This window comes from Runella sp. SP2, from assembly GCF_003711225.1.
Classification (GTDB): domain Bacteria; phylum Bacteroidota; class Bacteroidia; order Cytophagales; family Spirosomataceae; genus Runella.
Window position 1 is genome coordinate 5,848,453 of record NZ_CP031030.1, and the last position, 14,876, is coordinate 5,863,328.

Sequence of the window (14,876 nt, forward strand, 5' to 3'; positions counted from 1 at the left end):
ATGTGCAAAACCTGTGTAGATTCCCACACAGTGGATGTGGACAAATAATTCTCCACAATTCAAAAAGGTTATCGACACCCTTATCCCCGGATTATCCACTAAATTGTGTGAATGAAAACAGTTATCCACAATGTTGTTAACATTTTTTCCGCCAAATGTTCTTTTTTGTGAAAATGACGTTTCACAAAGTAAAACCTACCTACGCTCATTTTGAGTATGTACAAAAAATGCGCCAAGAGGCGCATTAGCTTTTCCACATTGTATGTGAATTGTGAATTATTTTGTGGATAAGTCTATATCTATACCACTCAAGACAAAATTTTTCTTGACTTTGATGACATCAGGATAAAAAAGAATGGGTTCGGCCAATTTTCGGGTTTTAAAATCGCCCGTATCCCACTTCCCATTCTGGTTTTCATCTACAATGACCCGAATATTATATAGGGCTGGTTTTAAGTAACTGAATTGGAATGATGGTTTTGTGGATGTTTTGACGACCTCAAATTTCTCGTCCAATAACTCTATAATAAATGGTTGCTTAGCTCCCTTAATTTCGCCTTCTAACATACCATATTCTTCTTCTTCCATGATGGGAAGTTTATATATCCGCTCTGGAATGGTGTCATTTTCTACGCTAAAAAAAGTGCTTTTGGGAAGGATTACCTTCAATAACTTACGGGCTGAAATTTGGTGGGTAAGGGTAAGGATTGTTTTATTATTTTCCCATGTATAATCGCTAGGAAGTAGCTGTTCGGTTTTGAGGCTATCGCTTACCAACTGAATTTGGTTCAACCTAGCCTCTGCTAAGGGTTTATTGAAGGTGAGTTTTAAAGTAAATAATCGAGGTTCGATTGGGTCATTGTCTTGGTGACTGGCTTTCATATCAAACGGTTCTCTATTGCTTTCGCTATTTTTTCCTGTGTTTCGAGCTTCTCGAAATTTGATTTTTTGAACGTGTTCAAAAGTGAGTCCTACGGAGTCTCGAATCATAATTTTTGCCACTAATGTATCTTTCCTACTTTTGGTATTGAAGAATTTCAACTCGCTTGGACCGTTCTGAAGGTAGGGAATGGAGTCGTTTGGATTATCAAATTTTACTTTATAATCCACAAATCCTTTGTCATAATTGATAGAATAATAATAAGTTCGTGGGATGGTTCCCTTTACTTTTGCAGGGGTAGTATTGGCTAAAAACAGCTTGAGGGAAGCGCCTGAGAATTGCGTAGAATCTTTAATGACGAGGCTATCTCTTAAATATGCAATCCTCTCCGTCTTCGGATTGTAGGTAAATGAACGGTTTTTGTCATCGAAAGCTACAAGTCGATAAAGGTTGGACTGAATATTTTCGATACTAAACCTTCCCGAACTATCAGACCGTGTAAAATACATTGGCTTCATTTTTTCGATATTGAGTGTATCCGAATGTGGGTAGAGGCCAACCAAAACATCAATCATGGGCTTGTTGGTCTGTACATCTTTCACCTCTCCCCTAACGAGTGCAGAGTCGATACCAATCCCTGTACTAAACACGAGTCGTAAATTTTTAGCAGGATTTTTTTCGCTAAAATCTTTGATAGCATCCCCAAACGAAAACGAATATGTCTTGGCTGAATCCAATGATTTTTTAAATACAAGCCGAACACTCGTTGGTTTGGCTTTGTACTCATACTCGCCTGGGTCGGGTGTAACCAACAATTTTTGCTGTAGGTTTTCGGCTACAATGTACTCGTCAAATTCAAGTTCAATGGTTTTTCCTTTGTAGTTGGTTTGCTTATTTTCAGGAATACTCTTTATCAACTTTGGCGGAATTGTATCTCGTTTTCCTCCCGTTGGAGAAATGGGTTGAGAGCAACCTAGTAGTAAGAAGTAAAAAGCAGCCGTCAGCAGACTGTAAATTCGAAGTGTATTTACTAACTGTTTTATGTCGAAGGAACTCATGTGTTGGGCGAAATTTTTAACAAAAATAAAAAGGGCTTTTGTTAGCCCTTGCAAATTAACATCTTTTAAAATGAGTTTATTGTTTGACGACTTTCTACCAAAATAAAAGGGAGCTTTGAAAGCCCCCTTTTATTTTGGTAATCAATAAAAATCAGCGTCCTATGTGGATTAATAAAACCGAAACATCTGAAGGACTAACTCCGCTGATTCTGGAGGCTTGCCCCAAAGTGTGCGGTCTAATGGTTTTAAGTTTTTGTCGGCCTTCAAAAGAAAGCGCAGGGACTTTGTCATAATCGAAATTGGGGATGATTTCGAGGTCTTCCAACTTGTTCATTTTTTCGACCATTAATCTTTCCTTTTCGATGTAGCTTTCGTATTTCACTTTTATCATGGCCTGTTCTGCCGACTCTTCATTAAAGCCATTTAAAAATGTGGCAAAGCTTTCACTGAGTTTTTTGATGTCTTCGATTTCTACATCAGGCCGTTTTAGCAATTGATACAGGGGCTGTTTTTCTCGAATAGGAGACGTACCTATCTCTGCCAAAATCGGATTTACTTCATTGGGCGTTACTTTCACTTTTTGAAGCTCTTCTAAAATTACCTCGGTATTGGCAATTTTTTCTTGTACACGAACTAAACGTGCTTCGCTGGCCAACCCTATCTTATGCCCTAATGCCGTGAGTCGAATATCGGCATTGTCTTGGCGGAGTAAAGTACGGTACTCTGCCCTAGAGGTAAACATTCGGTACGGTTCTTCCGTCCCTTTGTTAACGAGGTCATCAATCAATACACCAATGTATGCTTCGGATCTTTTTAAAATAAAAGCATCTAACTCGTGCGCATTTTGGTGCGCATTGATTCCTGCAATGAGTCCTTGACATGCTGCTTCTTCGTACCCTGTCGTTCCGTTGATTTGACCTGCAAAGAATAAATTACCAATCAAGTGAGTTTCTAGGGTGAGTTTTAGTTGAGTTGGGGGGAAATAATCATACTCAATGGCGTACCCTGGTCGGAACATTTTTGCATTTTCAAAACCTGGTATAAGTCGAATGGCTTTGTATTGAATATCCTCTGGAAGTGATGTCGAAAAACCGTTGATATACATTTCTACGGTTGACCAGCCTTCGGGTTCTACAAAAATTTGGTGACTGTCTTTGTCTGCAAAACGATTGATTTTATCTTCTACTGATGGACAGTAACGCGGTCCAAGCCCTTTAATCCGCCCCGTAAACATGGGTGATTTGTCGAACCCAGTTCTTAAAACACCATGTACTTTTTCATTGGTATAGGTAATCCAGCAACTTCTTTGATGGGTAAGGGGTGGGGTGTCGGTATAAGAAAACTTGCTTGGGATTTCATCGCCTGGCTGTTCTTCCATCTTTGTATAGTCTAGCGAACGACCGTCTATGCGAGGTGGCGTACCTGTTTTCATTCGCCCTGACTCAAACCCCAATTGAATAAGTTGTTCGGTGATTCCAGTGGCAGCCTTCTCCCCTACCCTACCTCCTCCAAATTGTTTTTCGCCAATATGGATTAATCCGTTTAAGAATGTACCGTTGGTTAGCACCACAGCCTTCGCGGTAATTTCCACGCCGAGTGAGGTTTTTACCCCAACAGCTCTGTTATCTTTTACAATAATTTCTTTCGCTGTGTCTTGCCAGATGTCCACGTTTGGGGTTTGTTCCAATGTCATTCGCCATTCTTCCGCAAAACGCATACGGTCACTTTGGCATCTTGGCGACCACATTGCGGGCCCTTTTGAGCGATTCAACATTCGGAATTGAATCATGGTTTTATCGCTAATTATTCCTGACTGTCCTCCAAGTGCATCAATTTCTCGTACAATTTGCCCTTTTGCTACACCGCCCATTGCTGGGTTACACGACATCTGAGCAATCGTGTGCATATTCATTGTGATGAGTAAAACGTGGGAGCCCATGTTTGCCGCTGCCGCCGCTGCCTCACAACCTGCGTGCCCCGCTCCTACTACAATCACGTCGTATTCTGGAAACATAAAGTTTTTGTTTAATTAATCAAATGTCGTGAAAATGTACTGTTTTGTGGAAAATCTAAAAATGTTTCACATGAAACATTTTTGTAAAGAGTCAGATTTAAGACTTCGGAAAGGTGGCAATGTATGTATCTTCCTTTTGTCTCATTACTAATTCGTCTTCATCTTCGTGGTCGTCATATCCCACTAAATGAAGAACACCGTGAGCAAGTACCCTTAATAATTCTTCTTTGAAGGTTTTTGATAATTGTTCGGCATTTTCTTTTACTCTGTCGATACTGATAAAAATATCTCCTTCAACAATCCCTTCTATTTCTTCTGAATTATCAAAAGTGATAATATCGGTATAAAAATCATGATTAAGGTATTGCTGGTTTACGCTAAGTAAGTACTCGTCAGAACAAAAAATGTAATTTAATTGGTTCAGTTCAAACCCTTCGGACTCAATGATGTCTTTGAGCCACGTCTTTGTTTTACGCGGATTAGGAATTTTAAAATCCACGTCTTCGTTGAAAAATTGAATCATTGGGAGGATTGAATATTGGTCGTAGTTCTACTATAATATGCTCGATAATAACCCAGTTTTGCCCGTAAATTACTGAAAACCAGCGTATTTTGTTGCTAGAAAGCATGGTTTCCCTAGACATTTGGGCGAAAATGAGTATCTAAAACGGGATGCTAAAACACTAAAAAAGCAGAGTAAAAGTAACCTTACTTCCTCTAAATTAATGAGTTAGCTTCTAATAATATAAGACAAAATTAAGGAAGAATAAGGGAAGTATCAAAAGAGTTGTTTCCACGTCCCTTTGATTCTGTTGTATTTGAGGGTGCTCGGAAGAGCTTTCCACCAATATTTATTGATAGTCACGGCAAAAGACGGTTGCATGTAACAATTGATGGCACAACCCTCGCAAGCAGGAAGACGGCCTTCTAGTGCGACTAACTTTTGAACTTCGTCAGAGAGATATAGCTCATATAAATTATTCTCAATCGCAAATTCTTTCAGCCCTAAATGATAACAGGGTAGTACGAGTTTGTTTTCAGGAGAAATGACAATGGTAGTACTACCAGCAAGGCAAATGGGGGAATCTGTGTGGTTTCCACCATCAAGACGTAACTGAATGAAGGCATCATTGAGATAAACATTGCTTTTTTTTCCCCACTGCCTAAGCTGCTGTAATGCCGCTGGAGACAGCTGTGAGCCCACTTTATTGTACTCAAAGACGGGATTTAGGATAAGTACAAGGCCGTGAGGTTTGCATATTTCTTGCCAAACCTTTTCTATCTGGTGAATATTCGACTCAAAAACGGTAAAAAGTATGTCTGGACGCTCTCCCAACGACTTCGCGATTTGGATAGACTCCATGACTTTGTCGAAACATTTTACCCCTCGGGATAAATCATGTTCGTCTCGCTCAGGAGAATCAAGAGAAAAATGGAGCATGTCAACCAACCCCCGAAGGCGATTGGCATATTTAGGATATAACAGGCAGTTGGTGGTAATGGTAGTCAACAGACCCAGCCGTTTACATTCCTTTAGCAGCTCGTCAAGCTGACGATGTAATAATGGTTCTCCTCCTGTGAAGTCAACGACTTTCACCCCTAATCGTTTCAGGGCAGCAAGATTAGCTTTGGCTTCTTGGAGGGTTATGTATGGTGAAGGTCGCTCCCAAATGTCACAAAAACTACAAGCGGCGTTACAGCGATACGTCACATAGTAATTACACAAGACAGGGTGGGATACAAGACGCATAGGGTGCAATAAAACTTTCTGGAAAGCTTTATACTTTCCAGAAAGTGGGAGTTTATTGAAGCATTCGTAGTAAACTCGCAAGCTTATCTTTTAAATCTTTGCGATCGACGATAAAATCTAGGAAGCCGTGTTCTAAGACAAATTCTGCACTTTGAAAACCTTTGGGCAAATCTTTACCAATGGTTTCGCGAATAACACGTGGTCCCGCAAATCCAATAAGTGCGCCAGGTTCGGCAATATTAAAATCACCTAACATGGCATAGGATGCCGTAACACCACCAGTAGTGGGATCTGTAAGTAAAGATATATAAGGAATTTTTGCCTCCGACAAGAGCGCAAGCTTGGCCGAAGTTTTTGCCATTTGCATTAATGAATAGCCTGCTTCCATCATTCGTGCGCCACCAGAGCGAGAAATCATCAAAAACGGCATTTTGTTTTGCAATGCGTGGTCAATCCCTCTGGCTATCTTCTCTCCTACTACCGAGCCCATAGAACCACCAATAAAGTTGAAATCCATGCAACTTACCACAATGTCGAGCTCATCCATTTTCCCATAAGCGGTACGCACGGCATCTTTTAATCCTGTTTTCTTTACGGTGTCACGGATACGATCGGGATACTTCTTTGTATCTTCAAAATTCAGAGGATCTCCCGAGAGCATATTGGCATCGAGTTCGGTGTATTCTGCATTGTCAAAAAGAACTGAGAAATAGGCTTCCGAACCAATTTTTTCGTGATAATTACATTTTACGCACGTATAAGCATTGACTTTATGTTCGCGAGTGTGCATAACATGCTTGCAGCTAGGGCACTGATACCAAAGCCCATCAGGAGCTTCGCGTTTCATTTCGGTGGGCGTCTGAATGCCCCTTTCTTTTCTAGTAAACCAAGACATGAGTTAGATTCGAGTTTTGATTTGTGTACATTGAGTTTAGATAAGACGCTGATAATCAAACTCAATAGTGTTTTGAGCCTTTTAAAGGCCGCGCCAAAGATACATAAGAAATCAATCTATGTGTCAAAGTGATAGATAATACTTGCGTTTTGACTCAGGAAAACGTTCAATAGCGTACCGTAATGCGGTTCGAGGCATTTGTTGGGTATGGGTATCTAAAAACTCTTCAAGGACAAGCTCGTCACGTTTTCCTACCTCGCGCAACATCCACCCTACTGCTTTGTGGATAAGATCGTGAGAATGAGATAATAGAAGCTCTGCAATACGCAAGGTGTCACTAAATTGATTGTGTTTGATAAAATACCAAGTGGATACCATTGCCACGCGTTGCGCCCAAAGATGAGGGCGTTGTGCCAAGTCATAAAGAATGCTGCGGTCTTGTTTCAATAAATAAGCACCAACAATATCGCGGCAGGTGACATCTACCAAATCCCAATTGTTGATGTAATCAAGGTGCGTAAGGTAAAAATCAAAAATTTGTTTCTGAGCGGTGGGGTCTTTTTTTGATTTCTGAAAATGCTTCATTAAACCAATCAAAGAAGCCATTCTAATTTCGTGATAAGGGCTAATAAGAAGCGCTTGCCATTCTGAAATAGACAGGTACGCGTATTTTGCAACCACAGACCGTATTTCGGGCATGGTAATGCCTAAAAATAAATCTCCTTCTCCATATTGGCCTTTCCCTGTTTTAAAAAAGCGCGAAAGAAAGGCAGCCTTTTCGGGGCTGCCTAGGGAGTATAAATCTTTTTGAATCGAATCAATTCCTGCCATTTTACCTTTTGTGCTTGTCTAAAACAATCTGAATGAACACTTCGTCAGGTGAATTTGGTTTTTGGAATAAAACAACGTTTTGACGCAGGAAAGCAGGTTTGTCGAGTTCTTTCTCCGAATATTTTCCAAAGGAAATATCGTGCACAAGGCGACGCAAAATTTCGGGGTCTTCCTGTGGTTCTTCAGGTGTTTTTTCAACAACTGGCGGTTTCGGCGGTTTTGGTGGCTCCTCAAAGGCAGGTTTTGGCGGCTGGGTTTGTTGTACTTCCACCTTTGGCAGCTCTTGCACAGGCTTTGTTACCTCAATTTTTGCTTCTTTCACCTCTGGCTTTTGCGGTGATACAGAAATAGGTGAATTGCTAGTAGTCGCTGTCGATTGCCTTGGATTATACTCCGTTGTCTTACGCTCTGTTGAAGGGGGTAACGAAGTATTTCTCTGTATGGTATCAGAAACCGATGGTAGTTGAACGGGCTCTTTTCGCTGCTTTACACTTGTGTCATAATTAAACGGCAAGTGAGAGTCTTCAAAACCCGCCGCAATAACTGTCACCAACAACTGATCACCAAGGGCATCATCAAAAATAATACCCACTTTACACATGTCAGCTTCGTCTCCGATGAGTCCTTCGATGTAGTCAGTAATAATCATTTGCTCATCAAGCGTAGCCATGTGTTCTTCTTGCGTACTTGAAGCAAGCGTCACAAGAATACGTTTGGCACCACGAATGTCACGGTTGTTGAGAAGTGGAGAGTTAAGCGCGGCCTCAATCGCCAATTCAGCCCGATGCTCGCCCGATGAAACCGCAGAACTCATCACAGACGTACCAGCACCTTGAAGTACTTTTTTGACGTCCATGAAATCGGAGTTGACACTTCCGTGGACGGTGATAATTTCTGCAATACTTTTTACGGCGTTTGAGAGAACGTTATCAGCGTGCTCGTAAGCACGGAGAATCGGTAATTTTCCGTATAACTTAGCCAATTCGTCGTTAAGAATCACCAGCACAGTGTCGCAATGTTCTTTGAGGGCATTGATACCATCGATGGCTTGGTTCTTCTTAATACGGCCTTCGTGGCTGTAAGGGGCAGTTACAACCGCAACGGTTAACATCCCCATTTCTTTGGCCACTTTTGCAATGACAGGAGCAGCACCAGTACCTGTTCCTCCCCCCATACCAGCAGTAATAAATACCATCTGGGTTGGAGGTTGCATCAATTGACGAATATATTCAATACTCTCTTCTGCAGCGCTGCGGCCAGTAGCAGAATCAGTTCCTGCTCCTAAGCCTTTGAGACTATCGGCTCCTAATTGAATTCTGTTATTGATAGGACTACGCATCAACGCCTGTTTGTCGGTATTACATACCACAAACACCACATCTTTGATGCCTTTTTTATACATGTGGTTGACGGCGTTGCTACCTCCCCCTCCTACACCAATTACTTTGATGATAGGGGCATCGTCTAAGTGGGTTGACTCTTCCATAACAAACTCGTAGTCGTGCTCAAAAACGTTTTTTCGTGCAAAAACCATATTTTCTTAAAAATAAACAAACTAGGTAGGGATATTTTGGCCTTTATTAATAATCGTCGTGTCCTTTGATGTCATCTTGGGTAAGACCTTTCCAAATAAAGGTACTGATTTCTTTAATGGTTGATTCCTGAGACGTGCTTTTGCGAAAACCAGGGATAGACCAGCTACTGCTTGGTTTTTTTTGCTCTGGCTCAGGACTAACCGTTGTTTTTTCGATTCGTTTATCGAGTGGTTTTACACTAGACCAGGCCAACCCTAGTGCTGTAGTGTAAGATGGGTCAGTGATAAGCGAATCAAGCGCGCTATTGCTTCGTTCGAGGTTTTTTGGCGAGCCAATCTGAACGTACATTCCTGTGATTTCTCGAAAAATGCTCTCAATTCCCTTAATTTTTGACGTCCCACCCGTCAATATGATTCCTGCACGTAATTTGTGCTCATATCCTGCTTTTTTGATTTCGGACAGAACTAAAGCGGCGATTTCACGCAATCTAGCTCTGGCAATCAAAATGACATTTCGTGCTACAATTTCGATGGGTGGAATACCTTCGGCAGTTGGGATAACCAACATTGTGTTGAGTGAACAGTTTTTTGGCTCGGTTTCGCCAAGGAATATTTTGGCTTCTTCAGCGCTTTCATGGGTAAGATGACAGCCCTCGCGAATATCGTTCGTAATGTGATTGCCTCCAAAAGGTAAGACTACAGTATGACATAATAACCCATCGTGATAAATGGCAATGTCGGTAGTTCCGCCGCCAATATCAACAAGTACAACCCCTAGGCTTTTGTGGTCTTCGGAAAGAATAGCCAAGCCAGAAGCCAGTGGAGAAGCCGAAAAACCATCTTCTTCATTGACCGAAAGGTTCGCTTTTTGGAGTGAGTCTTTGATTTGGTGCAACGCCGATTTTTTTGCGGTAATGATTTTAAAATCACCGCTTAATTTAAGTCCAGTATGCCCAACAGGGTCAATAATTTCGTGCTGTTCTCCAACCGAAAACTTGAGTGGAAGCAAGTGAATAATTTGATTCGTATCAGAATCAAACGTTTGCTGCATGGTTTCAAACAACGATTTTACATCTCTTCCTTGCACACCAACGGCGTGGCAGGCCACGGAGCCTGTTTCCGACGTTGTTGCTAAGTGTGTCCCACTTACATTGACAGATGCGAATAGGTTATGAGATAACAAATCAATGCGATCCGCTTTTTTGGCTGCCATTTCGAGCGCTTGACGAATGGCGTCTTTGGTTTTAATAGGGTTATTGATGTTCCCACGATGAACACCTTCATTGCGGGCTGACCCCATCCCTATCACCTGAAGCATCGTATGGTTACTTAGCTTTTTGGGTTTTGCTAAAACCGCAGCTACTTTGGTGCTACCAATGTCTATTCCTAAATAAATTTCGTGTTCTGACATGATGTGCTAAGGCTTTAATAAAAACTTATGATATGTACTATTGATAGGTTGGTGATGAATAGAAAAGGATTATTCACACACTATCTGATTTTTAAATTTTACACTTACTCGATGGTATTTTTCCCAACCACTGATGGGAAGGATGGTCTTATAAAAGACCTTTAACTTCTCAAATTTGAGGTCTGCGTCTTCTGGAAAACCAAAATCAATTTGGTGTTGTCCCACTTGGGGGGTTAATGTTAGTTCTCCGTCTTCTGCCACAATCACTTCGGTCACTTGAGATTTCCAAAAAGAATTTTGCTGTAGCTGTTTTAAAAACTCTATCAGCTGTTCTCCTTTGGGAGATTTGATGGCTTTGGCATTTTTGAAAAAATCGCCTGAAAGAATAACCGTACGAGCGGCAAATCGTCCAGAAAGAGGAATAATGTCCCCAGATTCCGTTAAGTACCCCCCTGATTCGGCCGTTATTGACTGAGTTGCTTCGTTAAAGTTACCCATTATTCGGCCAATGGGGCGTTGCTGTTCGATTGCTACGACCAAATTTCCTGATAAATCTCGAAAAACGTCACATTTTTTTATCAAACGGTTTTTTAGGACTCTTTTTTCGAGCCCTTTAAAGTTAATATCCGAAAAATTCATCCCTTCAACCACATCAACTCCTTTCACAGTGAGTAGGTCTTTGATGTCTTGTTCGCTAAAAAAAGGATACTCTGCTTTGTTATCGAGCCTCACCACGACACTTTTACATCGTTTGTTATTTTGTTGATACTCAACGTAAAATAACACTGCTCCAATCGTTAATACCCCTAAAATGATCCAAATCCAGCGTTTCATGGTCGTTAAGTTGTTTGCAACACGTCTTTGATGGGTAAAATGTACCGATCAATATCCCCTGCCCCAATGGTTGTTACAACATCACATGTTTGTTGTTTAAGTACATCTATTAACTCCGACTTCAAACATTGCACTTTGTCACATGTTATCTTTTGGAATATTAAATCGGAGCTTACCCCTTCGATTGGTAACTCACGAGCGGGATAAATATCCAATAAGATAACACGGTCTGCCAACGATAAACTTTCAGCAAATTCGTCGGCAAAATCACGCGTACGGCTGAACAAGTGCGGCTGAAAAATAGCCGTTACGTGCCGATTTGGGTAAAGCGCCTTGGCTGATGACAAAAATGCTTTTACCTCTGCGGGGTGATGGGCATAATCATCAATTAAGACTTTGGTATCGGTTTTGAGGTAATATTCAAAACGGCGTTTTACACCTCCAAACGATGCGATGGCTGCACGAATTTGGTCGTCTGAGAGACCTATTTCCAAACCTACGGCGATGGCAGCAATGGCATTTTCAACGTTATGAAAACCAGGGACTTTGAGGGTTAGGTCTTTGATGATTCCGTTTGGATGTACCGCATCAAAGAGGAAACAAGCATTTTCGATACGCACGTTTTCGGCGTGGTAGTCACCTTCGTCGATAGAATACTCAAAAACCTTGGCTTGGGTCTTTTCGGCTAATTGTAGCCCTTTGCGCATGAACAAGCGCCCTTGGGGCTTTATCTGACTTACATAAGCCGAAAAAGAAGCAAGTACCGAGTCGTGAGTGCCGTAAATATCCAAGTGGTCGGCATCAGTGGAGGTAACTATCGCAATTTCGGGAAAAAGGGTCAAAAACGACCGATCAAATTCGTCGGCTTCAACAACACATGGTACTTTTTTTAATTCGTCTGTTGGTTCATTTAGCAACATATTGGTACCATAATTTTGCGTGATTCCACCCAAAAAAGCGGCACAATTGATGCCCGAATGCCGTAAAATATGCGCTGTCATCGAAGAGGTTGTTGTTTTACCGTGGGTTCCCGCCACCCCAATCGTAAACATTCCACCCGCGATTAAACCTAAAACCTGAGAACGTTTTTGAAGGATAAACCCATGTTGTTTAAGGTAATTATACTCTGAGTGATCAGCTGGTATAGCAGGGGTAAATACAACCAATGTTTGAGCGGTGTCCTTCAAAAAATTCGCAGGAATGCGCGCAATATCATCTTCGAAATGAACCGAAATTCCTTCTTGTTCTAAGGTGTCGGTGAGGGCAGTAGCAGTACGGTCATAGCCAGCTACTGCAAAGCCGTTGATGTTGAACCAACGCGCCAATGCACTCATACCGATGCCTCCGATGCCAAGAAAGTAGATGTATTTGAAATGTTGAATATTCATTTTAAATCAGACTTAGTACGGTTTCTGCAATTTCTTTTGCCGCGTTAGGTTTTGCTAGTTTCTTGATATTTTTGCTTAATTCTTGCTGTTTATCGACATCCTGTAACAACCGCAATGTGGTTTGAACAAGTTCGTCTTTGGCGTCTTTGTCCTTCACCAAAAGTGCCGCGTTTTGTTCTACCAAGCTCATCGCATTTTTGGTTTGATGGTCTTCGGATGCGTAAGGGAAAGGAACCAAAATAGCTGGTTTTTCTACCAAACATAACTCCGATACTGATAATGCACCAGCCCTAGATACCACTACGTCGGCAAGGGCATAGGCCAAGTCCATTTCATAGATAAAATCAAAAGCCCGAGCATAGGGTGTTTTTAGTGCCTCTACAGCTGCTTTTGCACGTTCTGCATAGGGTTTTCCTGTTTGCCAAAGCACTTGGTAGCCCGAATCTATGATCATTTTCAGGCCAGCTTCGATACTTTCATTGATGGTTTTTGCGCCCAAACTTCCACCAATGACGAGCAAAGTTTTGTGATTAGGTTGCAAACCAAAACGCTCATAGGCTAATTCGCGTTTGTTTATACTATCCACAATATCATTCCTAACGGGATTACCTGTTAGTTTGAGCTTATTTTTTGGAAAGAAAGCCTCCATGTTGGGGTAGGCTACACAAATGGCTTTGGCACGTTTTGCCAAGAGTTTATTGGTAATTCCTGCGTACGAATTTTGCTCCTGAATAAGCGTTGGAATGCCCATCAAGGAAGCAACCATCAACAATGGTCCACTGGCAAATCCTCCCACGCCAATGGCTATATCGGGCTGAAAGCTTTTGATAATGCTTCTGGCCTTCAACAAACTACGCGTTAGTTTGAAAGGAAACGAGAGATTATCGGCCGAAAGCTCACGTTTTATTCCCGAAATAGGCAGGCCAATGATTTCATAACCCGCTTTGGGGACTTTTTCCATTTCCATCTTTCCCAATGCTCCCACAAACAAAATCTGTATGGTAGGATCAATGGCTTTTAGGGAATTGGCAATGGCGATGGCAGGGTAAATATGCCCTCCAGTACCTCCTCCGCTTATGATTACTTTCTTCATAGGTTTTCTTAAATAGCACTTTCGTCGGTTTCGCCTCTACTTACACTCAGGATGATTCCGAGTGAGATACAAGTAAAGAATACAGATGTTCCTCCCATACTGAGAAGAGGTAGTGGTTGGCCAGTGACTGGGAAAGCCCCTACAGCGACGGCCATATTAGTAAATGCTTGTAAACCAATACTTAATGTGAGCCCTGCGGACAGTAGCCCACCGAAGGCTCGATTGGTGCCGCCAATATTTTGGACGCCCCTCACGAGTAAAATGGCGTAGAGTAACATAATAAAAACCCCTCCCACAAGACCATATTCTTCGATGATAATGGCATAAATAAAGTCAGAATAAGCTTGGGTAAGGTAATTGCGCTGGTGACTGTTACCAAGCCCTTGGCCAAAAGTTCCCCCGTTGGCAATGGCAATAAACCCTTGTTTTGCTTGGTATTCGTCATTGTCGAGGAAACGCTCGATACGCCCAACCGCGGTTTCAAGTCGTTGACCAGCAACAAGCCCTAGTCCACCAGTGATGCCGATGGCAACAATCATGGCAATCAGATATTTTCCAGGAACTCGTCCGATATAGAACATTAAAAAACAAGATAGACCAAGCAATACGGCGGTGGAGGTACTGGTGAGGGCAATGAAAAAACAAATAATACCTACCCACAAAATCATTTTACCAAAAACCTGCCAGCTGTATTCCACGCGTTGGCGTTTGGCGAGCATCGCAGCGAGGTTCGCAATGAGGGCTAAACGGGCAAAATCGGCTGGCTGGACAGTAAAACCTGTGCCAGGAATGGCTAACCAACGTGTCGCGCCGTTGATGGTAACCCCTGCTACTTTTACCAAAATCAACAAAGGAATGGAAATAAGAAGTGCCGCTCGTGAGAGACGAGAAAAGTACGTGTAATTGACGCGGTGAACCCACCACATCACAAACAACCCAATACTGGTATAAAAAACGTGTTTGAACAAAAATGTTTCTGGATAACCACCTCCACGTTGGTACGCGAGTGTACCTGTAGCGCTGTAAACAATCAGTAAGCTCACAAGCGACAAAATGGCGACAATCACCCAAATGACGACATCGCCTTTGAGGTTTCTACTCAACCAATTTTTGATATTGTCCCAATGCTCTAATGTAGAAGGGCGAATTGTCCCCGTGTTCATCTCGTTCTTGTTCATCTTTCTAAAT

Annotated in this window: 12 protein-coding genes; all 12 read right to left on the bottom strand. The window is 41.9% G+C overall.

Annotated features, from left to right (window positions below):
• Positions 1 to 276: 276 nt before the first annotated feature.
• The 12 genes from DTQ70_RS23525 to DTQ70_RS23580 all read right to left on the bottom strand — a co-directional run bounded on the left by DTQ70_RS23525 (position 277) and on the right by DTQ70_RS23580 (position 14,866).
• Positions 277 to 1,938, bottom strand: a complete 1,662-nt coding sequence (locus tag DTQ70_RS23525; protein WP_164490176.1) for an Ig-like domain-containing domain — start codon at positions 1,936 to 1,938, stop codon at positions 277 to 279.
• A gap of 151 nt (positions 1,939 to 2,089) precedes the next feature.
• On the bottom strand, positions 2,090 to 3,952 hold the full coding sequence (mnmG, locus tag DTQ70_RS23530; RefSeq protein ID WP_122933066.1) for a tRNA uridine-5-carboxymethylaminomethyl(34) synthesis enzyme MnmG: 1,863 nt from the start codon (positions 3,950 to 3,952) through the stop codon (positions 2,090 to 2,092).
• 97 nt (positions 3,953 to 4,049) lie between these two features.
• A complete protein-coding gene (ybeY, locus tag DTQ70_RS23535) occupies positions 4,050 to 4,475 on the bottom strand; it encodes an rRNA maturation RNase YbeY (protein ID WP_028522347.1) in 426 nt (141 codons plus the stop codon).
• 255 nt (positions 4,476 to 4,730) lie between these two features.
• Positions 4,731 to 5,702: a radical SAM protein gene (locus DTQ70_RS23540; protein ID WP_122933067.1), complete on the bottom strand. Its 972-nt coding sequence runs from the start codon at positions 5,700 to 5,702 to the stop codon at positions 4,731 to 4,733.
• A 52-nt stretch (positions 5,703 to 5,754) separates the two neighbouring features.
• Complete coding sequence (gene accD / locus DTQ70_RS23545) at positions 5,755 to 6,597, bottom strand: acetyl-CoA carboxylase, carboxyltransferase subunit beta (protein ID WP_122933068.1); 843 nt, start codon at positions 6,595 to 6,597, stop codon at positions 5,755 to 5,757.
• 123 nt (positions 6,598 to 6,720) lie between these two features.
• Positions 6,721 to 7,428 carry a DNA alkylation repair protein gene (locus DTQ70_RS23550; protein ID WP_122933069.1) on the bottom strand — a complete coding sequence of 236 codons (708 nt, stop codon included), beginning with the start codon at positions 7,426 to 7,428 and terminating at the stop codon, positions 6,721 to 6,723.
• Position 7,429: 1 nt separating this feature from the next.
• Positions 7,430 to 8,914 (bottom strand): cell division protein FtsZ, encoded by a 1,485-nt coding sequence (ftsZ, locus tag DTQ70_RS23555; RefSeq protein WP_122934534.1) that lies wholly within the window; start codon positions 8,912 to 8,914, stop codon positions 7,430 to 7,432.
• Between the two features lie 94 nt (positions 8,915 to 9,008).
• Entirely contained in the window at positions 9,009 to 10,373 is a 1,365-nt protein-coding gene (gene ftsA / locus DTQ70_RS23560; protein ID WP_122933070.1) for a cell division protein FtsA, read from the bottom strand.
• A gap of 69 nt (positions 10,374 to 10,442) precedes the next feature.
• A complete protein-coding gene (locus tag DTQ70_RS23565) occupies positions 10,443 to 11,207 on the bottom strand; it encodes a cell division protein FtsQ/DivIB (RefSeq protein ID WP_122933071.1) in 765 nt (254 codons plus the stop codon).
• Positions 11,208 to 11,212: 5 nt separating this feature from the next.
• Complete coding sequence (gene murC, locus DTQ70_RS23570; protein WP_122933072.1) at positions 11,213 to 12,595, bottom strand: UDP-N-acetylmuramate--L-alanine ligase; 1,383 nt, start codon at positions 12,593 to 12,595, stop codon at positions 11,213 to 11,215.
• Between the two features lies 1 nt (position 12,596).
• Positions 12,597 to 13,688 (bottom strand): undecaprenyldiphospho-muramoylpentapeptide beta-N-acetylglucosaminyltransferase, encoded by a 1,092-nt coding sequence (gene murG, locus DTQ70_RS23575; protein ID WP_122933073.1) that lies wholly within the window; start codon positions 13,686 to 13,688, stop codon positions 12,597 to 12,599.
• Between the two features lie 8 nt (positions 13,689 to 13,696).
• Entirely contained in the window at positions 13,697 to 14,866 is a 1,170-nt protein-coding gene (locus tag DTQ70_RS23580; protein ID WP_122933074.1) for an FtsW/RodA/SpoVE family cell cycle protein, read from the bottom strand.
• Positions 14,867 to 14,876: the final 10 nt, after the last annotated feature.